This is a genomic window from Rhizobium sp. 21-4511-3d, from assembly GCF_053522545.1.
In genome coordinates this window covers 63,335-83,292 of the sequence record NZ_JBNWCF010000021.1, presented here as the reverse complement: position 1 = coordinate 83,292, position 19,958 = coordinate 63,335, and the positions used below count along the sequence as shown (strand labels likewise).

Annotated in this window: 18 protein-coding genes and 3 pseudogenes; 14 read left to right on the top strand and 7 right to left on the bottom strand. The window is 57.8% G+C overall.

Features of this window, described 5'->3' with window-relative positions:
• Positions 1 to 157: 157 nt before the first annotated feature.
• Complete coding sequence (locus tag ACQZ5H_RS30660; RefSeq protein ID WP_449099996.1) at positions 158 to 601, top strand: hypothetical protein; 444 nt, start codon at positions 158 to 160, stop codon at positions 599 to 601.
• Here the strand turns inward: ACQZ5H_RS30660 and ACQZ5H_RS30655 are convergent.
• On the bottom strand, positions 558 to 1,307 hold the full coding sequence (locus ACQZ5H_RS30655) for a response regulator (protein ID WP_130284456.1): 750 nt from the start codon (positions 1,305 to 1,307) through the stop codon (positions 558 to 560). The genes ACQZ5H_RS30660 and ACQZ5H_RS30655 overlap by 44 nt on opposite strands.
• A 119-nt stretch (positions 1,308 to 1,426) precedes the next feature.
• On the opposite strand from ACQZ5H_RS30655, the gene ACQZ5H_RS30650 reads away from it, so the two are divergent.
• Entirely contained in the window at positions 1,427 to 2,155 is a 729-nt protein-coding gene (locus ACQZ5H_RS30650; protein ID WP_449099995.1) for a helix-turn-helix domain-containing protein, read from the top strand.
• Positions 2,136 to 4,064, top strand: a complete 1,929-nt coding sequence (locus tag ACQZ5H_RS30645) for a PAS domain S-box protein (protein ID WP_449099994.1) — start codon at positions 2,136 to 2,138, stop codon at positions 4,062 to 4,064. The genes ACQZ5H_RS30650 and ACQZ5H_RS30645 overlap by 20 nt, the downstream gene beginning before the upstream one ends.
• 170 nt (positions 4,065 to 4,234) lie before the next feature.
• Here the strand turns inward: ACQZ5H_RS30645 and ACQZ5H_RS30640 are convergent, their stop codons facing one another.
• Both ACQZ5H_RS30640 and ACQZ5H_RS30635 read right to left on the bottom strand, forming a co-directional pair.
• The gene (locus ACQZ5H_RS30640) at positions 4,235 to 4,882 is read right to left on the bottom strand and encodes a BON domain-containing protein (protein ID WP_112720301.1); all 648 of its coding nucleotides are present in this window, start codon (positions 4,880 to 4,882) and stop codon (positions 4,235 to 4,237) included.
• 106 nt (positions 4,883 to 4,988) lie between these two features.
• Complete coding sequence (locus ACQZ5H_RS30635; protein ID WP_148195201.1) at positions 4,989 to 6,317, bottom strand: trypsin-like peptidase domain-containing protein; 1,329 nt, start codon at positions 6,315 to 6,317, stop codon at positions 4,989 to 4,991.
• A 165-nt stretch (positions 6,318 to 6,482) separates the two neighbouring features.
• Here ACQZ5H_RS30635 and ACQZ5H_RS30630 point away from each other — a divergent pair, with 165 nt between their 5' ends.
• Entirely contained in the window at positions 6,483 to 6,782 is a 300-nt protein-coding gene (locus tag ACQZ5H_RS30630; RefSeq protein ID WP_449099993.1) for a hypothetical protein, read from the top strand.
• Entirely contained in the window at positions 6,783 to 7,199 is a 417-nt protein-coding gene (locus ACQZ5H_RS30625) for a universal stress protein (RefSeq protein ID WP_148195203.1), read from the top strand.
• 36 nt (positions 7,200 to 7,235) lie between these two features.
• Here the strand turns inward: ACQZ5H_RS30625 and ACQZ5H_RS30620 are convergent, their stop codons facing one another.
• The gene (locus tag ACQZ5H_RS30620) at positions 7,236 to 7,694 is read right to left on the bottom strand and encodes a pyridoxamine 5'-phosphate oxidase family protein (protein WP_112720304.1); all 459 of its coding nucleotides are present in this window, start codon (positions 7,692 to 7,694) and stop codon (positions 7,236 to 7,238) included.
• Between the two features lie 120 nt (positions 7,695 to 7,814).
• Between ACQZ5H_RS30620 and ACQZ5H_RS30615 the strand changes: the two genes are divergently transcribed.
• Entirely contained in the window at positions 7,815 to 8,636 is an 822-nt protein-coding gene (locus ACQZ5H_RS30615) for a universal stress protein (RefSeq protein ID WP_449099992.1), read from the top strand.
• Between the two features lie 157 nt (positions 8,637 to 8,793).
• Here ACQZ5H_RS30615 and ACQZ5H_RS30610 read toward each other — a convergent pair whose 3' ends face one another.
• Positions 8,794 to 9,123: a TraR/DksA family transcriptional regulator gene (locus ACQZ5H_RS30610; RefSeq protein ID WP_130284466.1), complete on the bottom strand. Its 330-nt coding sequence runs from the start codon at positions 9,121 to 9,123 to the stop codon at positions 8,794 to 8,796.
• Between the two features lie 167 nt (positions 9,124 to 9,290).
• Between ACQZ5H_RS30610 and ACQZ5H_RS30605 the strand changes: the two genes are divergently transcribed.
• Complete coding sequence (locus ACQZ5H_RS30605) at positions 9,291 to 10,127, top strand: universal stress protein (protein ID WP_130284468.1); 837 nt, start codon at positions 9,291 to 9,293, stop codon at positions 10,125 to 10,127.
• Between the two features lie 999 nt (positions 10,128 to 11,126).
• Here ACQZ5H_RS30605 and ACQZ5H_RS30600 read toward each other — a convergent pair.
• Positions 11,127 to 12,119: a 6TM ABC transporter family protein gene (locus ACQZ5H_RS30600; protein WP_449099991.1), complete on the bottom strand. Its 993-nt coding sequence runs from the start codon at positions 12,117 to 12,119 to the stop codon at positions 11,127 to 11,129.
• A gap of 482 nt (positions 12,120 to 12,601) precedes the next feature.
• Here ACQZ5H_RS30600 and ACQZ5H_RS30595 point away from each other — a divergent pair, with 482 nt between their 5' ends.
• The 7 genes and pseudogenes from ACQZ5H_RS30595 to nhaA all read left to right on the top strand — a co-directional run.
• Complete coding sequence (locus ACQZ5H_RS30595) at positions 12,602 to 14,542, top strand: heavy metal translocating P-type ATPase (protein ID WP_130284470.1); 1,941 nt, start codon at positions 12,602 to 12,604, stop codon at positions 14,540 to 14,542.
• Positions 14,543 to 15,035: 493 nt separating this feature from the next.
• Positions 15,036 to 16,334 (top strand): bifunctional sulfur transferase/dioxygenase Blh, encoded by a 1,299-nt coding sequence (blh, locus tag ACQZ5H_RS30590; protein WP_130284472.1) that lies wholly within the window; start codon positions 15,036 to 15,038, stop codon positions 16,332 to 16,334.
• Positions 16,325 to 16,672 carry a sulfite-sensing transcriptional repressor BigR gene (bigR, locus tag ACQZ5H_RS30585; RefSeq protein WP_449099990.1) on the top strand — a complete coding sequence of 116 codons (348 nt, stop codon included), beginning with the start codon at positions 16,325 to 16,327 and terminating at the stop codon, positions 16,670 to 16,672. Before blh ends, bigR begins: the two co-directional genes overlap by 10 nt.
• Positions 16,669 to 17,079, top strand: a complete 411-nt coding sequence (locus tag ACQZ5H_RS30580; RefSeq protein ID WP_130284474.1) for a YeeE/YedE family protein — start codon at positions 16,669 to 16,671, stop codon at positions 17,077 to 17,079. The genes bigR and ACQZ5H_RS30580 overlap by 4 nt, the downstream gene beginning before the upstream one ends.
• A complete protein-coding gene (locus ACQZ5H_RS30575) occupies positions 17,076 to 17,507 on the top strand; it encodes a YeeE/YedE family protein (RefSeq protein ID WP_112720312.1) in 432 nt (143 codons plus the stop codon). The genes ACQZ5H_RS30580 and ACQZ5H_RS30575 overlap by 4 nt, the downstream gene beginning before the upstream one ends.
• A gap of 50 nt (positions 17,508 to 17,557) precedes the next feature.
• A pseudogene (locus ACQZ5H_RS30570) lies at positions 17,558 to 17,863 on the top strand (TSUP family transporter); the annotation flags it as partial.
• 568 nt (positions 17,864 to 18,431) lie between these two features.
• A pseudogene (nhaA, locus tag ACQZ5H_RS30565) lies at positions 18,432 to 19,321 on the top strand (Na+/H+ antiporter NhaA); the annotation flags it as partial.
• A gap of 5 nt (positions 19,322 to 19,326) precedes the next feature.
• On the opposite strand, the pseudogene ACQZ5H_RS30560 reads toward nhaA, so the two are convergent.
• Positions 19,327 to 19,694, bottom strand: a pseudogene (locus ACQZ5H_RS30560) (IS21 family transposase); the annotation flags it as partial.
• Positions 19,695 to 19,958: the final 264 nt, after the last annotated feature.

The following is a 19,958-nucleotide window of genomic DNA, read 5'->3' as shown; positions in this document are numbered from 1 at the left end:
AAACGCAGGAACTTGACCACTACGACCAATACAAACGATACCTAAAGGCGGGTCACTTCTCGGTGGAAACGCCGGGTCAGCTCTCAGTGGAAATCAACACAAATGCAGCTTAGTGGCGGTGTGCGAAAGTGGCGCGGTATAAGGGGAGTATCGCCGAATGACCTCGGCATACCGCGTCGGGAAAATGGATGAACAGCTGGCATTCCAGGCCTTCGGTCTGGTGCAGATTCTTGTGCCGGATTTTCCACCGGCTCAGTGGGCCCAGCTTGTAAGGGATATAAGTCGATGGTCGATTCTCGTGCTTGAAGATCGAGCTGGCTATATCCGGGGACTCGCCACCTATCGAATCGGAACCCATGCGATCGCAGGCAGGCTGCTGGACGTGCCAATGTTCATAGTGGGCAGCGCGGTAGATGACGACGCGATCGCAGACGCGATTTTTCGGTCGTTGCGACGTCGGTCAGCCGGATGCGACTACATCAGAATCTGGAACGTGCTTCCCAACAATCGCGCCGAACTGGACGATGAGGTGAGATTTTCCCGCTGGGACCATGGTCTCATGATACGGGTCGATCAGAAACCGTTACCGGCTTTGCTGTGAAGACATATCCGACCCCGCGAACTGATTTTATCAATTTGGGTTGTGCTGGATCGATTTCGATCTTGCGGCGGATCCGCACGATCAAGGCATCGATCGTTCTGTCAAACCCGTCGCGCGATCGACCTCGCGTAAGATCCATCAAACGGTCGCGCGACAGGACTCTGCCTGCGTGAGTGAGGAATACGTGAAGCATTTCAAATTCCCCCGTCGACAGGGGGACCTCGATACCCGCGGGGTTTCGCAGGGTTCTCCGATCGACGTCGAGCGTCCATCCATCGAAGATCAGAGGGGCGGTCTTCGATCGCTCGCTGCTGACGAAGGGTTCGCGACGCCTTAGAACAGTCTTTACCCGGGCGAGGACCTCTCGGAGGTGAAAGGGCTTCCCGATGTAGTCGTCAGCGCCCATTTCCAGCCCGACCACTCGATCCATGACGTCGTCACGTCCGGAAAGCATAATGATCGGCACGTCGGATCTGGTGCGTATCTCCCTCGCCAGCTGCAGACCATCGGTATCGCCCGGTAGAACAAGGTCGAGCAGAATGACATCGAAGGGAGAGACAGCGAGGCTCTCGCGCATCTGAGAGCTTCCGGAAACGGTGTCGACATCGAAACCCTCCCCGCCGAAATACTGCGCGAGCAGGTTTCGTATTCTCGGATCGTCGTCTACAACGAGCATCCGAGTGCGCTTGTCGGCCCCGTTTGCCATCCGAATAGTCTTCGCTATTACGAAATATTACAAAATCGCACTAATTTATACGCGTGGCGCATTCTGATGTCACCAAGATTCGCTCAAATCCTCCCAATCCAATCATTGGGAGCCACGACATGCTAGCGCTATCACACGGTACGCCAGTCCCGTATTTCCAATCGAAAGGTGCGGCAGATTTCGCACCGCTTTTTCTCAGGCAGCCGACCGAAATAGCGAGGGCCGGCGCTACACTGTTTTTCGAGGGCGATGTCGCAAAATCGGTTTTCCGTATTGCCTCGGGTAACGTTCGTGTCTGCCGGCTCCTGCCCGACGGCCGCAGAATCATAACGGGCTTCCTTGCAGCCGGCGACTTGATCGGCCTGTCATTCAGAAACAAGTACCTCTTCAGTGCTGAAGCTATCGACGATCTCACGTTCAGTCGCATCGGCAAGCGTCTGCTTGAGGAAGAACTGCAACTCGTGCCGGAATTTCGCGTTCACCTGCTGTCGCATCTGCGCGACGAAATCACCGCCGCACAGGATCACATGCTTCTTCTTTCGCACAAGAATGCGGAGCAACGCCTGTGCACTTTCCTGCTGCAGCGGGTCGAGCTGGCTGGTGGCAGAGACGGCGGCGTTCTTGCCTTGCCCATGGTTCGCGCCGACATTGCCGACCATCTGGGAATGACCATAGAGACGGTGTCGAGGACGCTCACGAGGCTCGTGAGCAAGGGGGTACTGTTGCCAGCCGACAGGCACCAATTCAAGGTCGCCAGCCGAGCGGCTCTCGCGCGTGCCGCCGATGAAGAGCCAGATGATGATGACGAGGTCGCTCGGGAGAGACGCTATGCCGGAAGGCGCTTCTAGTGAAACGGATCTGGACAAGATTGTTCGCATGTTCGACAGCGCCAATCTGATTGTCCATGGGTTCGACGGCGTGGTCAGACGATGGACGATGGGCAGTGAGCGGCTCTACGGCTGGACGGCACGTGAGGCGTCGGGACAGGTCGTTCACGATCTGCTTCAAACCGAATTCCCTATTGGCTTGGAGGCCCTGCGCAGCGAGGTGCGAAATACTGGTGCGTGGGCTGGACAGGTCATAAACCGGCGAAAGGACAGCACCCGACTTTCGATTCTGACACGTTGGACTGTTTTTGACCTGGACGATCCTCAAGCGCGGATCGTCCAGGCAGACAGTGATGTCACGCACATGCAGCAGGTCCAGGACGAGTTATGCGAGAGGCAGGCGCATCTTCAATCGATCCTTGCGACCGTGCCCGATGCAATGATCGTCATCGACGACAAGGGAGCGATTATTTCGTTTAGTACGGCTGCCGAACAGGTGTTCGGCTATGCTGCGAGCGAGATCGTCGGCTCGAACGTCTCCGTCCTGATGCCACCGCCCGATAGAGATGCTCACGACCAGTACCTCGATGCCTATTTTCGCACGGGATTGCGACGCGTTATAGGCTATGGCCGCGTCGTCGCCGGCTTGACGAAAAGCGGCAAGACATTCCCCATGGAACTGTCGGTTGGCGAGGCTGTGGGAGGCGAAAAGCGGATATTTACCGGATTTATCAGGGATCTATCGAGCCGCAATCGTATCGAAGATGAACTGCGGCAGGCCCAGAAAATGGAGGCCGTCGGACAGTTGACTGGAGGCCTTGCTCACGATTTCAACAATCTCCTGGCGGTCATCAGCGGCAATCTGGAAATGTTGGAAGAGCGCCTCCGGGAGCCGGGTCAACTTGCGCTGCTTCGAGAGGCGCAGTCTGCCGCCGACGACGGCGCGAGGCTTACCGCGCAACTCCTCGCCTTTGGCAGGCGACAACCACTGGCACCAAAGGTGATCGACATCAAATCTCTGCTGAGCGACTTTTCCGAACGCGTGCATCAGGCAGTCGGAGACGAGATCGAGCTACGAACGATCGTGCCTGCTGAAAAACTTAGCGCCATAGCCGACAAGGCGCAACTGCAAAACGCGGTGTTGAACTTGGCGATCAACGCGCGCGATGCAATGCCAGACGGTGGACATCTCGTCATCGAGATCTCCGGCGTCGAGATCGATACCGATTATGCTAGTATGTATCCATCCGTAAAAGCGGGCGGCTATGTTTTAATCTCCGTTACGGATACGGGTTACGGCATGACATCGGACGTCCTCGAACATGCTTTCGAGCCGTTCTTTACGACTAAACCGACCGGATCGGGAACCGGCCTGGGACTGAGCATGGTCTACGGGTTTGCAAAGCAGTCGTCTGGACACCTCCAGCTATACAGCGAGCCTAACAAGGGAACGACAGTCCATTTGTTCTTGCCGCGGGCTGTCGACCGGCCCCAGCATGCTCGTGCCCACCTGCGCCAGCCGGAACTCATTCGAGGCACCGAGACCATACTTGTCGTTGAAAACGATGAGCGGGTGCGGCGGGTCACACTTAATCGGCTACTAGCGCTGGGCTATAAGGTGATTGAAACATGCAATGTCATTGAAGCGCTGCAGGTATTGGAGAACGCCAACGACATATCCCTCGTGTTCACCGACGTTGCTATGTCTGGGATGAGTAGCGACCAACTCTGGCGCAAGGTTCGCGAGCAGTGGCCCGAGGTCAAGATCCTGCTAACCTCGGGCTTTTCTGAGCCGCACGTCGCCGAAAGGACGACTGGAGCAGGAGCCGCGTGGCTCAAAAAGCCTTATACGGCGTCGGAGATGACTATTCGGATCCGCTCTTTGCTGGACCGCCAGGCCGACAGGTACTCCAACGAGATGTCAGGATAGCCGTTGCTTCGATGAAATCTCCGGCCCAGCATTCGCCAAGATTCCCTGACCCAACTATTCTCATGCCTTTGTTGCGATGTAAGCTTGAACGGCGGCCAGGACCGAAACAGGCGTCGGCGACAATTGCCGGCGGGAGCCGAGCGACACCCCCGCCCTTTCCCACTGGCAGCTCAGCCTACCGTCAGATTGTCGTTGAGAGTGCTGATCCCGGGCGCTGACCAGGCGGCTCGTTCTGCTGCGCGCCGCTGCGACCAGGTCTTGACCCTTCCAGAAAGCGTGACCTTCCCGCCCTGCACGTCCACTTTAACCGCCTGGGCTTCAACTTCAGCATCGCGCTCGAAAGCATCCTCGATGCGCTTCTTGACATCGACCGCACTGAGCTTCGGTGTCAGCTCGACAAGGTTCGAGACCCCGACAACCCCGGCTAGGTCGCGCACTGCATCGAAGGCCGCGTTCTTCTGATACTGCCACTCGACCTTGCCGCGGAGCGTCACCCAGCCCTTCAATACCCGAACCTGTACGGCGTCCTTCGGAACGGAAACGTTCCAATCAAGCATTTTGACGGCTCTGCGAGCGATGTCGTCATCGTCAGTTTCCTTTGCTCCGAAAATTCGGACCTCGATTTCGGCGGCAATGCCGCGAACGCCCCTGACACGCCGTACGACCTTTTCTGCGGCTTCCTTCTCGGCATAGGTTCGAACATGGCCGGACAATGTCACTATACCGTTGTCGGCCGTGACGCCGATGTCGGCCGCGTCGATACTGGGCTCGAATTCCAGTTCGTCTAGAATGTTCTTTCTCAGCTGAATGTCGTTCATGACAACCTCCTTCGGTTTAAGACATTGCATTCTGTCATGCGGCGTCCAACAGTCCTTGATCCCCGTCAATGGCAATTTCTGTCCATCGAAATCGCTAGGCCGGAAACTACTGCGTCCGCAAGTCAGCTGCTACAAAGCGACGATGGCCACTCCGTTTGATGGTAACCAGCACGCGGGATCGCTCGCTCTGCAAGAAGGTTGTGAGCTGCCTTAGGTCGGCCATTTCGACCTGGTTAAGCGCAACTATCAAGTCGTCGGGCTGGAGACCTGCGGCGGCCGCGACAGATCCTTCCGGTACCGAGATGACCTTGATTGAACCTTCCGCGCCCTGAACCTCAACGCCTGCGAGAGGTCCCCGATCTATGCTAAGCGATACATCAGGCTCGGATTGGGGTTCAGCTGCCGAAACGGTCGGAAAGAATTCAAGCGTCCTTCCGGCCCGATCTATCTTGAACGCCGGACGGCTGCCCATCTGCATCGATCCGACCAGTCTGCGAACGTCAAAACCATCGCGCACCGATCTGCCATCGACCGCCCTGATCACGTCACCTGGCTGAAGGCCGGCAGCTGCGGCCGGTGAATGAGATATCACCTCGCTGATCAGCGCTCCAGGACCAAATGTCACGCCGAATGCCTTTGCGAGATCTTCTGTCAGGTCCTGGGTAACAAGACCGACTTCGCCTCGGACAATCTTTCCGCTCTCGATAAGCTGTCGCATCACGGTTGCTACCGTTTCTGCGGGAACGGCGAAGCCTATTCCGATACTGCCCCCGGCCGGACCAATTATTGCGCTATTGAGCCCGACAACCCGGCCGTACTCATCGACGAGCGGGCCACCGGAGTTGCCCGGGTTCGTCGAAGCATCAGTCTGGATGTAGCCTTCGTAGCCTTCCGACCCCGAGGCCCGACGACCAAGCGCGCTGACGATACCCATCGTGGCCGTCTCACCAAGGCCGAAGGGATTTCCAATTGCCACGACTGTGTCGCCGATCTGCAGAGAAGATGCACTACCGAATTCAGCCTGAACAAGTCGGTCAGCAGTGATGCGAACGACTGCGATATCAGTCTCCGGGTCTGAACCGACGACGTCCGCATCGAGGTGGCGCCCATCCCAGAGCGTGATTCCAATTTTCTCAGCGCTCTCCACCACGTGCTGGTTTGTCACGATATAGCCGCGGGCCGCGTCGATGATCACGCCCGAGCCCGCCGACTGAAAGCCGTTTCCAGGGGCGTCATCGGGCAAGCCGAAGAACTTTCGATAAAAGGGGTCGGCCAAGGTTGCATCTGTGTTGTCGATTTCCTTGCCTTGTACTGCGATGCTCACAACCGCGGGCATCACGCGCTTCAACATCGGCGTCAAGGCTGATCCCGCTTCTGAACGCAAAGGCGCGCATGCGATGCAGATCAGCGCCATCACCATGGCTCTCGCCGACATATCTTCGTCCTTCCAGCTTATCGAAGTGTATTCATGATGAACCTTCGTTTAGCCCCGTCGCATTGACGAAGCGCAAAGGCAGTATGAGTCTGACCGGTATGATGGACGACGGACAAGGCGCGGCGTGGGATCACGAAAAACTCAAGTCCAGTGGAGGACCCTGACATGAACGATCGCGGATTGGCACACTCGCCACTGACGGATGGTGGCTGTAAAAGGGGTATGGCGCATCAGCCGGTCCCAGATCTGGTTCTCGATCGTCTTGATGAGGAGCGCTGGGAAGTAAGTGCGGTGACGCTGCATGGCATGACATGGGTGAGGGACCGTTTCTGTTGCCCGCTCAGATTGTCGTTCAATGGCAGTATCTGTCTCGATGTCATGAGCGCTGATCGGCTTTTAAAGGAAGCGCATGAAGATGGGCTCACAACAGAGTTCGTTGGCCTGTCAGGAAAGGATATATTCTGAATGTTCAAAAGTATCGTCTGCGCAATAGGGCGCGGCCCCAGAGCCCGAATGGAAAAACTCATCGAAGCAAGCCATCAGATGCTTGCCCCGAACGGGAACCTATATCTCGTCCATGCGGTCGAAGGTCTACCCTCCTCGTCCGTTCGTTCGCCCGACGGATGGGCTGTCGGTGTTATCGCTGATACCGAAAACAGGTTAACCGAACTCCTGCACGAAGCGGGTCAACAGGCATTCATCCGCGTTCGCGCGGGCAATCCTTCTGACGTAATCGTTTCAGTCGCAAAAGACGTCGGTGCGGACCTCGTCGTCATCGGCGCTCATCGCGATGACGTGCTCGAACACATATTTGGTTCGGTCGTCGATCACGTGATACAACGCGCACCCTGCTCGGTTCTCGTCCTGCGCCCGGGAACGTGAGCTTGGGCGGATCTTGACCTGCTCCAGCTGACAGATTTAGTCCAGCTTGCTGGCACTCCTTCCGGAAACTGCCGTCACCGCGATGCCGTAGAAGACGTGAGGTGATTTTCCGATGATCGGCATCTCATAGGGTTTCATAGCGCCGATTTCCCACCAATCCGAGTGTTTCTGCAGGAGTGACCAGGCATGCAGCCTCTCACCCTGCCAGGCTTCAGTATCGGGAAGCTCCTCAAAGCGGCCCTCGGCCACGACACTTATCCAGTCACTCCCTGATCCTCGATGCTCAACATGCAGGCAAACCTTGTCGTTGGAACGCATCCATTCCAGTTTCTTTCCCGGCATTGTGAAACTGTAGGCCTTCCCTTTCGAGAAGGCGAAATAGATCGCTGCCACATAGGGCTGGCCATCCTTGCAGCAGCCTAGATGCCCGAAGCGCTCACCTTCCAGAATGCGGTAACACTCGGCCGGGTTAATCTCCGTCAGCTTTATCGTCATGCGGGCCTCCTGTCGTAAAAGCTGCATTTTATGTTTTAAGGGCGCACGCGCCTTGATCAAGCGCAATGCACCGCGTGCAGTTTAAGCCATGGTGTCGAGAGAGAAAGTTTGGAGGCCAGCATGAAGCCGCAGTTCCATTTGCCATTACCGACCTATCCCGACGCAGGATCCTTTACGGTTGTAGACAACGCACTTGATCTGGCGCGCCACAACGGGGCGGAACTCGTTGCCAGTATTCCTCAGGTTCGCGTACCGCGGATATCGCCGCCCTTTCCGACAGCAATCGATATCGACACCTGGCGTGCGCAAGCTGAGAGCTTCAGCCTCAACAGTGCAACCGCGCTCAAAGAACACCTTGCCGATGCCCACTCCGAAAGCGGGGTCACGGTCCGGGTCCACGATTTTGAGGCCAGGGAGCCGTTCGTCTTCGAAAGGTTCGCCCGGATCGGCAGAGCTCACGATCTCTCGATTGTCGAGGCCTCGGAACTCTCGCGCCAGCTCTCCGAAACGTTGTTGTTCGAGACTGGGCATCCAATTGTCCTCTTTCCCGCCACGAGCGTCAGCAGTCGCTTTGACACGGTTGCAATTGCCTGGGATGGAAGTGTGGCGGCCGCCCGCGCAGTTTGTGCTGCGCGCATCTTCATGGAGCGTGCGACGCGCTTGCAGGTTATATCCGTCACGGATGACAAGGAGATTGATGAGGGAGACCGAATGATGCTCATCTCGGCTCTGAGATATTCCGGTTACCAAGTTGATGACATACCGGTACAAGCCTATGAAGAGAGCCCCACTGCTGCTATTCAGGCAGCCGCGGTCGAAGGGCGGGCCGACCTGCTCGTTGCCGGCGGGTATGGACACTCTCGTTTTCGTGAGTTCATTCTCGGGGGTGTCACGCGGGATCTTCTGGTGAGGACGACGCTGCCAACCCTGCTCGCTCACTGAAAACGCTGCGACTCCCGTTGCTTCCTGCAGGTGTGGACCGGGAAGACGGCAAGCCAGCTCCATAAAATCCTATGGTCACCATCAAGAGGCCTATCCCCATCGCTTCGGCCAAGTAAAGGGAGAGGCCTCTGGAGCCGTTGTCGGAACCATGCCTGGTCTACCGCCTGGCCAGGGCAGCCGCGCAGTTGATGCAGAATGGCGTGTAGGGGACCGCCGCAAGGCGATCTCCAGATATCGGATCGCCACAGACCGAGCAGTTGCCATAGGTCCCGTTTTCAAGGCGTTCAAGGGCTGCGTCGATCGAAGTAATTTGCCCCCGCCCCTCGGCATGCATCTGCAATAACACTTCATCATTCTCCACTTGTGTCGCTCGCTCCTCACCGTCGGCGTCAAGCGCGACGTGAAGATCAGCTGAGATCGCTTGTTCACGCTGCAAGAGATCACGTTTCAGATCCTGAAGAATTGTTCTCGTCTTTTGCTGGTCCATGTCATTCTCCCATTGGAAGCACGCTTGTTCGGAACCTCGCAAACCGGCGCCCGCGCCGCATTGATCTCGCTCAAACATCTCTAGCGGCGCTGAGCGCTTGACGGAGATCAAAGACAGATGGTTCGCCAACGATAAGCTCGACAGATCAATCGAGAGAGGTGATCGAAATGGCAATCCGGACTATATTGAGCATCCTGAGCGCGCAAAACCACGATGAAGACCTGAAGGCAGCTGTTGACTTCGCCGACGCTTGCGGAGCCCACCTGACAGCAATCTTGATCTATGTCAGCAGCCCTCCCATGATGGTTGGGGAATACAGCTCGCTCTCCACGATATGGCTGGACGAGCGACAAAAAGAGATTGATGAACTCGGAAAGAGAGCCGATGACATCAAGGCGCAGCTTTCAAGAACCGGGCTATCCTATGAGGTGCAGGACATCTACACAGAATACGCCTTCGCCAGCGAGGACGTCGCTGACCGAGCCCTTTATGCGGATGTCGTCCTTGTCGGTCGACAGTCTGCGCGAGACGAGGATCTGCGGAAACGGATAATCGACGGCGCGCTGTTTCAAACGCCAACGCCGATCATCATCAATCGTGGCGCGGTCCCGATGTCACCCACGTCAAAGTCGGTTTTGTTGGCCTGGGATTCAAGCGACGAAGCCTCCCGTGCGGCAAGACAGGCCCTGGATCTTTTGAAGTCGGCAGAATGTGTATATGTGACAATGGTCGATCCGGTGGCACGCTTCGGCATTAACGGCGAAGAGCCGGGCGCGGACATCGCGACTTTCCTGAGCCGCCACGGGGTCAAGGTTCAGGTCGACAGGGTCGCGAGCGGTGGAGCAAGGTCCGACGAAGTCCTTTTGCAGCATGCCAGAGATGTCAATGCTGACCTCATTGTGATGGGAGCCTACAATCACCCACGCTGGCAGGAGTCGCTGTTCGGAGGGGTGACGCGCAGTATGATCGAGGACAGCCGTGTACCGATGTTTCTTGCGCATTAACGTATCACACCTGGTAACGACTTGCTCTGCAGTCGCGAAGCCGGACACAAAGCGGGCGGAAGTTGGATTTATGAGGCTAGCGCCTCGACAAGCTTGCTTATGCCCGCAGATCACGGCCGCGCGAGCGCAATACGCGTCCCTCCGGGATTAGCATCAGACCTTAGTATCCTTAGAAAATCGCTGCGGACAGCGCCTTGAGGCACTCGTCGATCAATAGGAGTGAGCTGCCGAAGGAGGCAGGATCGACGATCTCTGCTGCGGGAACGATACTTCGCGTCGCACGCTCACTCAGTAGCTCGGATTTTTCAACGTGAAGGATCGATGCCAGCGGCGCGCCCTAGTTTCGGAGACGTGGGCGGACATGCGACAGCGACCCGATCCCAGCCCTACTGGTCTCAAACAAGACAGTGTTGGCGAACCTTAGCGCCATGACACGGGGTTTCTATGCGAAGCCAAGTCTTATCCCGCGACGCGCCTCTCCGCTGGCAGCCTCATCCCTGCTGATGGTCTCATGTGGAAGCATGTTCTACGTCAGCGAGCGGCCGTAGTCGATGAGACATTTCCGGTGGTGAAGAGACCGGTATCAACTCAAACAATCACTGCTTCCTGCCCTCCGCCGACGAAGGAAGACATAGCGACTGTGGCGACATCTGCGATGGCAAAACTCTGGTGTTCGGACGCGACGATCGTTGGCATCGCCCGTCGCGAACATGAGCCGGGATGACGCTTCCTGTGCCAGGCCCGAGCGCGTCAAAGACGGTACGTTTATGAGTTCTTTCTTCAACGGCGATCGCAGGCAGCGTCATATCTGGGCACGGACTGGAAGCGCGACAAAGGCGACCGAGTGAAGTAGAAGTTTCGAAACTCTCGCTAGTCGCGGCTTGCAATATTCGCGCCCATTGTCGCACCCTTATCACGTGTCGGAGCAGAAATCCCAGGCCAATGGGTGCCGCTCGGTCGTTCACGCGTGGACTGCGCAAGTACGGTCTTTTTGAACCGTCACTCTCCCCGCAAGGCGGCAACATTCGCGTCGCGGATTAGTTCATACTTCACCTGAGTTGCACGCAGATCGCGATACCAGTCTACCAGAGCGCCCCACGGATCAGATACTTTGTTCAGTCCTGCGATGAATGCAACCACCGTTCCGATCTCGATGCGTCCCTTGATGACATAATAGCCTCCAAGGCCAAAAATCCCAGCATATCCGAGGTGAAAGAGTAAGTTCATTAAGAAATTCAACGTGTACTTCAGCCGATAGATGCTCATATTGGTCGCGAAAAGGCGCTGAACGCGCGCGACCCGGTGAAGCGGCGCTCTTTGCGACGCGTGATCCACCATCTCCTCGCTCAGATGCCTCGTCACGGTGACCTTCGTTTTTACACGTTGATTTATCTTTCCCTGAAGGATCGGGACTAAGATCGCCTGGGGAAAAAACACAGCAATGACGACCAGCGCAAGGAATGGCTGCAGATAGATCATGTAACTGCCGACAGCAAAGAGAACGCCCGCTTGCAAAATGGGCTCAGAAATACTCGTTCCAACAAACCCGCCGACTGGATCAGCTTCTGCGAGAACAATGGACATTTCGACGCCCTCGGCGAGAGCTACCGTGGAATCTCGATCGTGCTCTCTGGCATTAATGACCGCTAGTCGCAGCCAACGAACTGATATTTCGCTAATCCACCCGCGATAAACGTTCAAGATCAGCTTGATCCCGCCCTCGCCGAGAACGAGCGCGAGATAAATAAGAACCAAGACCATAACTGAGTTGAAGCCGGCGTCTTTGGTGGCGCCGTTGATTATACGTCTTTGGACTTCCAGCGGAAGGATGCCAACGGCAAAGAGAAGGACCGAAAGAAGCACGAGCAGTGCCTGGTGGCCGCCTCCCATCATCCAGATAAACTCCGAGAGCCGACGCGGCATGGCATTGGCGCTATACGGCTCCGGTTCCTGTACGAGCTTTGACGTTGCTTTTCCTTCGGTGGTCCCCATGATCGTGCCTCCATGCCAACTTTCGAATTCGCCGGATCACGCACTATTGTCATTGACCTGCCGCAAATGATGCAGTCGGAGCTCGCCAGAGCCTTGAAGAAGCCGGCTATTCAGCGAACAGATCGGCCGCGAACCGATGCTTTTGATTAAATCCGTTTGTGTGGGGTTCTCAACGATGAGCGTGGAAAGTCTCAAGCGCCAGGGAGGCAGCAGGATGCAGTTCGCTGCATCTGCGTAATGCGTCGATTGTCGCCTAGACTTTGACCGGCGTCAAAGACATCTGGCAAAAGCGGTGTCTCTATAATGAAATCCCCTTGAGCTTGGAGTAAGGAATGCACGCGTGAAATTCCTCAAATACGCAGATATCGCTCCGCCTTATTCTGCATTGCATACCTGAGCGACGCTCCAGCCAAGGCCATATCTCGAGGTCACTCCGCTTCTAGTCATGCAAGAGTTTAATCGTGGCAGCAAGGGCGAGGCTCATGGCCGTTGTCAGTCGTGTTCGAACGAAATTGGTCCTTTTGGTCATCGCGACGGCGGGGCTGATTGGCGGACTTATGCTCAACCTCTCGGGCTGGCCAGATTTTGCATGGGTGGTCTGGACAGTAGGTGTACTGCCGATCTTTATGGCCCTTGTTTTTGAGATCATTCATGATCTCTGGCGCGGAGAAGTTGGCCTAGATATCGTTGCGGCACTGTCAATGTCAGTCGCGCTCGCCTTTGGCGAGTGCCTAGCCGCCGCGATCGTGGCAGTGATGTACGCCGGCGGCACCTTCCTCGAGAGCTTTGCGGAGGGTCGCGCCCGTCGCGAGATGCGTGAACTTATGTCACGTGTTCCCCGTAGTGCGACGAGACATCGCAATGGCCAACTTGAGGATGTCCCGCTGGACGCGATAGTCGCGGGCGACAGGCTTCTTATCCGACAGGGCGACGCAGTCCCTGTAGACGGCACCGTAGCATCGACCACCGCCTTTGTTGACACATCTGCACTTACGGGCGAGTCTCTACCCGTGCTGCTTGCCGTGGGCTCTGAGGCCATGAGTGGTTCGACAAATGCGGGAGACGCGTTCGACCTGATCGCCACGAGACCAGCAAAGGAGAGTACCTATGCAGGTATTGTCCGTCTGGTTGAAGAAGCGCAGCAGTCAAAGGCCCCTATGTCGCGACTTGCAGACCGCTGGTCGCTGGGATTTCTTGGTATCACCATCGCACTCGCCTTAGCAGCCTGGTGGTTCACGAACGATCCGATTCGCGCCGTAGCGGTGCTGGTAGTAGCAACGCCTTGTCCTTTGATTCTAGCCGTTCCGGTTGCGCTCGTGGCCGGTCTTTCGCGGGCGGCGCATTACGGCGTGCTGATCAAAGGGGCGAAGCCTCTTGAAGCGATGTCAGGCATTCAGACGCTTATTCTCGACAAGACTGGTACGCTGACGGATGGACGGCCACAGATTGTCGCGATCGACAGACACACTGACATGTTGGAAGATGAGATACTTCGACTTGCCGCATCCCTCGATCAGGCTTCGAAGCATCCTGTCGCGCTAGCCATTGTGGCAGCGGCCGAGGCAAGAGGACTGGAATTGTCCATACCGGTCGAAGCGGCAGAATTCCCTGGCGAAGGCGTCAGGGGTATCGTCGATGGCCACAAGGTCACCGTGGGAGGGAACGACTTCGTCGGCAGCTATGTGAGGCCGCAACCTGTCGGACATCCGGTCCTGGCGTCAGGTTCCGTCCTTGCCGCGGTGGCCGTCGATGATTGCCTGGCAGCCCATCTTGTCATGGCGGATCCCTTACGTGAAGATGCCGCGTCAACACTCCTTGAATTGCGCCGTCAGGGCATCAAGCGCGTTCTCCTTGCGACTGGAGACCGGGTGGAGGTTGCCAAACGTGTCACAGAGGGGCTTGGTCTCGATGAGATTCGCGCCGGGCTGTCCCCAGATCAAAAGGTTATGCTTGTACTAACCGAACGCAAGAGCGGCCCTGTCATGATGGTTGGCGATGGAGTTAACGATGCCCCCGCGCTCGCTGCCGCCGATGTCGGCGTGGCCATGGGAGCTCGGGGGGCCTCGGCGTCTGCCAAGGCAGCTGACGTCGTGCTGCTGGTCGACAAGATCGACCGCCTTGGAAGCGGGATCAAAATTGCCCGAAGCTCACGCCGCATTGCTTTGGAGAGCGTCGCGGCGGGCATCGGATTGTCCATCGTCGGCATGGTCGCGGCGGCGTTCGGTTATCTAACGCCTGTGCAGGGCGCCATCCTCCAGGAAGCAATCGATATTGCCGTCATTTTGAATGCGCTGCGGGCGTTGCGTGTTCGGCCTGAGGTGCCAAAAGATCCCGCGAAACAGATCGCGCCGGCGTCCTCCGACGGCACGACCCGACAAAATGTGACCTCATTGCCGCTTGATCAAGGAAGTTACAAGGGCTGACCTCCAAGCTTCATTGCCGGCTCGAGGGAGCAGCCTCACGCACGCCATTGCTCCCACGAGACCGGCGCTATCCAAACACGGGCTTTGCGATATTGTCTTTCCTTATGTCGCATTGATATGGGGCGATAGGCCTTGAATTTGGGGCAACCAGTGGCTCGGATAAGCAGCCTTTGGAAAGTACATGTCCCGGCAAGCCAGATGGGATCGCCTCGGCTGAGCCGCCGGAACAAGTATCATGCGGGAGGTCGCAATGCGTCCACGTATTGGTGCTTTGATACATAAGGAATGCTAGTTTTCGCGAGGCGAGCTGCTGCCTGCAGCCGCCCGCTCCTGATTGAGGGCAACAAGCCAAACCAGAGAAAGATTACCTGCCACTTGGTAGAGCGGCGGTTCGTAAAGCGAATTGGAAGTTCTGCGTCGATAGGTGGATAGTCCGTCGCCCGACTACCGTCGCGATTATTTTATATATTGTTAAGCGAACGTGGAGCCAGACATGTCGATCGCTAAAATCTCCGACAAGCTATCGGTTTCGCCGCAGCCGAGCGTCGATGACATCCGCTCCCTGCGTGAACTGGGATTTACGACGCTCATCAACAACCGTCCCGACGGAGAGGACGCCGCTCAGCCGGGAACGGACGCCGAACGCCAGGCGGCCGAACATTGCGGCCTCTCCTACTCCTTCGTTCCGGTCACGCTCGGCACCATCACCGAAGCCGACGTGCGCTCGTTCCAGAAGGTGCTCGACGGGTCCGACGGCCAGGTGTTCGCCCATTGCAAATCCGGCACGAGATCCCTCAGCCTGTATTCGATCGGCAAGGTTCTGGACGGGCGGATGGCTGCCGAAGACGTCGTCGAGTTTGGCCGTGCCCACGGCTTCGACACTAGCGCCGCTGCGGCCTGGCTCAAGCAGCACGCGGCACGCTGCGCGCAGGTGAAAGGCTTCTTCGACAAACGCACCTGTAGCGTCCAATATGTCGTGTCCGATCCAGCGACAGGCAAATGCGCCATTATCGATCCGGTGCTCGATTTCGACGAGAAGTCCGGCGCCACCGCGACCATCAATGCCGACGCGATCCTCGACTATATCATGGAGAATGGCCTGACGGTCGAGTGGATCCTCGACACCCATCCGCATGCAGACCATTTCTCAGCGGCTCAATACCTCAAGGGGAAGACTGGTGCCAGAACCGCGATCGGCGAACGCGTCGTGGATGTGCAGACGCTCTGGAAGGGCATCTACAACTGGCCAGAGCTTGTCGCAGACGGCTCACAGTGGGACCGGCTGTTCGCACACGGCGAGACGTTCAAGGTCGGTTCGATCGACGCCAAGGTGATGTTCTCGCCCGGACATACGCTCGCCTCGATCACCTACGTGGTCGGAGACGCAGCCTTCGTTCATGACACGCTGTTCATGCCCGACAGCGGCACGGCGCGCGCCGACTTTCCGGGTGGCGACGCCCGCATCCTTTGGAAGTCGATCCAGGACATCCTCGCCCTCCCGGACGAGACCCGCATCTTCACGGGACACGACTACCAGCCGGGCGGTCGTGCTCCGCGTTGGGAGAGCACGATCGCCGAGCAGAAGAAGTCCAACGAGCATCTTGCCAGCGTAAGTGAGGTGCAGTTCGTGGCGCTGCGGACGAAGCGCGACAAGACGCTGCCGATGCCGAAACTGATCCTGCATGCGCTGCAGGTGAATATCCGGGGTGGACGTCTGCCGGAGCCGGAAGCCAATGGCAAACGCTACCTCAAGTTTCCGCTCGACGCATTGCAGGGAGCCGCATGGGAATGAGTACCGTATCGAAAGCTGCAGCGAAGGCAGGCCTCTCCCCCGAAGAGATGGCCGGCCGGGCCGGAGAGGTCGCAAGTCTCCTGAAGACGTTGTCGCATCAGGCGCGCCTGATGATCGTGTGCACGCTGGTCGCGGGCGAGTTCTCGGTCAGCGAACTCGAAGAAAAGCTCGACATCCATCAGCCGCATCTTTCCCAATATCTGACGGTGCTGCGGAACTCCGGGATCGTCGAAACCCGGCGCGACGGAAAGCAGATCTTCTACCGCCTGACGGAGGAGAAAGCGGCCCAGCTCGTCGGCGCCCTTTACGATATCTTCTGCGCGAAGGAAGAGACATGACCCCATATCTCCAATCGTTGGCCGGCGGCATGCTGATCGGCGCATCCGCGGTCATGCTCTTGCTTCTGAACGGCCGGATCGCCGGCATTAGCGGCATTGTAGGGCGTCTGGCCCAAGGCATCGGACTGACCACCAATCTCGCCTTCGTGCTTGGCCTCCCGGTCGGGCCGCTCGTCTATCGGCTGGTGGTCGGCGGTTGGCCGACCGTCGTGATCACAGCTGGTTGGCCGCTGATCATCGTTGCCGGGCTGCTCGTCGGCTTCGGTTCGCGCATGGGCGCTGGATGCACCAGCGGGCACGGCGTTCTCGGGCTTGCCCGCCTGTCGCCGCGATCGATGGTGGCGGTCGCCACATTCCTATCCACGGGCGTAATCGCCGTCACGGTTCTTCGAGGTATCGGACTATGACCGGAAACATCTATCAGGTCGGCGCAGCTCTTGCCTCAGGCATCGTCTTCGGTTTGGGCCTGTCGCTTTCCGGCATGCTGAACCCTGTTCGAGTCCAGGGCTTCCTCGACGTCTTCGGCAACTGGGATCCAAGTCTCGCCTTCGTCCTCGGCGGCGCCGTCGCCATCGCCTTCGTCGGCGTACAGGTGATGAAAAAGATGCGTCATCCCGCCTTCGACGACAGCTTCCACGTGCCCACGAACCGAAGGATCGACGCGCCACTGGTCATCGGTTCGGCACTCTTCGGTCTCGGCTGGGGGATCGGCGGCTTCTGCCCCGGCCCTGCGGTCGCCTCCCTGTCGGTTGGCATCCCACAGACAGCGCTGTTCGTCGTCGCCATGCTGATCGGGATGACAGTCTACGACAGAGCGTGGAGCAGAATGACATGAGTGGTTCAGTTCCCGCGGCCGTCAGCTCCGACTTGATCGACGGCTTCACGCTCGGCGTTCTTGGCGCGCTGGCCGGCTCTAGCCTCGGCAAGTCGATCTTCATGTTCGGGATCCTGATGGGCGTCGTCGGTGCGCTAATGCTCAAACCCAGGGAGCCCGGCTCAACCTAACACCGCCCGGACTATCTGAGAATGTGTCTCGTCACTGCAGCCGTGGCGTTCGCCGCGGGCGCCGCTTCCGACTTCTTCCGGATCGGCGGGGGTTCCTGATCGTCCCGGGTCTGATGCTGGCGACGAAAAATGCCGATGATCAATGCGATCGCCACGTCGCTTCTGCCCGTCTTGTCGTTTAGCATACCCTGGCTGGCGCCTCGGGATGGTGCGTTGCAACGCCCGGCGCAGGGCCGAAATTGTCTTCGCTCCCGCCCCCACGCACAAGTTGAGCAAGCCCGCGTGGCCCGGCGGAGATCCAGGTTCTGTTCGGCACCACATCGTAAGCATGCAAGTTTGGCCAGGCTCATGGTCCCTGGCCTGGGCAACCTGACACTCATCGCTGGGCGCATGGGCAACAAACGACGAATGAAGCAAAGTAGCACACAATCGAACGCAGACACGATCACTCCAGAGACTGATACAACCAAATCATGGCCGAACTTAAGAATGATTGACCTCTGTCGGCAGCGGGCAAGGACAGACGAGATTCACGGCAGGCTTCGGCGTGCCGTCGATCGCTGCGGCTGAACGGCCCCCTCGGGACGCCTGGATGACCCGACAACTTCAGTCACGCGCGGCGTCGGGATCTGCTTTTTGCTGGACAAGCCTGGCATCCGTATTTCTAGTCCCAATGGCGTGTGCTGCGTGCGCCGCGGGCTTTCCCGAAATTGACGGAGACTACGATCAACCTTCCACAAGGGAGCGCTGACCTATGTCGTCGCCTATTCCTACGGGCCGTATCAGGTCCACCCTTCGCCACTTCCTCGACAACGAGGCTTCTGGCGGTCTTGTCCTCATGGCTGTGGCACTTGCCGCCATCGTGACGGCCAATTCGCCATGCCGAGGACTACTTTCAAGCTCTGCACGTCTATATCGGGCGGCTCAGCCTACAGCATTGGATAAATGACGCCTCGATGGCGCTGTTCTTCCTGCTTGTCGGGCTCAAGATCAAGCGCGAGATGCTGGACGGCGAGCTCTCGTCCTGGAGCCGCAGGATCCTACCCGGCGCGGCTGCGCTCGGCGGCATGATCTTCTCCGCCTTGTTCTATGTCGGCTTCAACTGGGAAAACCCAGCAGCTCTGCGCGGATGGGCTATTCCGACCGCGACCGACATCGCGTTCGCTCTGGGTATCCTCTCGCTTTTCGGCCCGCGCGTGCCGGCGTCGTTGATGATCTTCCTCGCAGCGCTCGCGATCATCGACGACCTTGGCGCCGTAGTGGTTATCGCCCTATTCTACACGTCCAAGCTCAACCTTCTGGCCCTCGCAGCCGCCGCCATCGTGCTTGGTGTCCTGTACGGCCTGAACAGATCGAGGGTCGTGATGCTATGGCCGTACATCGCGCTTGGCGCAGTGCTGTGGCTTCTTGTGTTCCTCTCCGGCATCCACGCGACACTTGCCGGCGTTCTTATTGCGCTTACCATCCCGCTGAAGGTTACTCCAGGCACGCCGGAGGCCACTCATCAGGAATCACCGCTCCATCATCTTGAGCACCTGCTACACAAGCCGGTAGCCTTGGTCGTGGTACCAATTTTCGGCTTTGCGAACCCCGGGCGGCTCCTTCGCCGGTGCCTCTCTCGCCATCTTGTCCGAGCCGGAAACAGAGCAGCTCTCAAACCGGACTGTTGCCCGCTTCTGCACTTTAAATTCGTGCCGCCATTCCCGCACCCAAAGCTCGACAGAGCGCAAACCGATGATCATTCCTTGCTCGCTGGCCAGCTCCTGTCGGATCACATCGGCATTGCCGTGGTGCCGAAAGAAGCTTTCGCGCAGCCAGTCATCCAAGCCATCGAAAGCAGTGCAGCGAACCGGCTTTTTGAGTGGCACCGCTCCACCCTCCCGCACCGCCGGACAGTGTTGCGAGCACAGCCTAGCTCTTGAAGCCGCAACATTGGCACCACCTCATCTGCCTAAAGCATATCCTCGCCCTGCATCGTTCGCGACAATGCAGGATGCGCCGAAATCATGCTCATCATCCATCTCCTCATCCTGAAGCGAGGGGCAGTTCGTTTCGTTAGGGGGTCCGTGCCTCACTTCGCGTGGCGCAGGCCAATTGGCAGAAGTATTCTGTAGTCTTTGACACGCATCAATGCAGTAGTTCCTAGCGAAATCAAAATTACACTTGAAGCGCCATGCCGCTACCGAAAAGACGATTGTGATCATCAGAAACTGACCATGACGACCGTGGAAGTATCCCTTAAGACGTCCCATAAGTGTGGCTTCTGGGTCGAGCTTTAAAC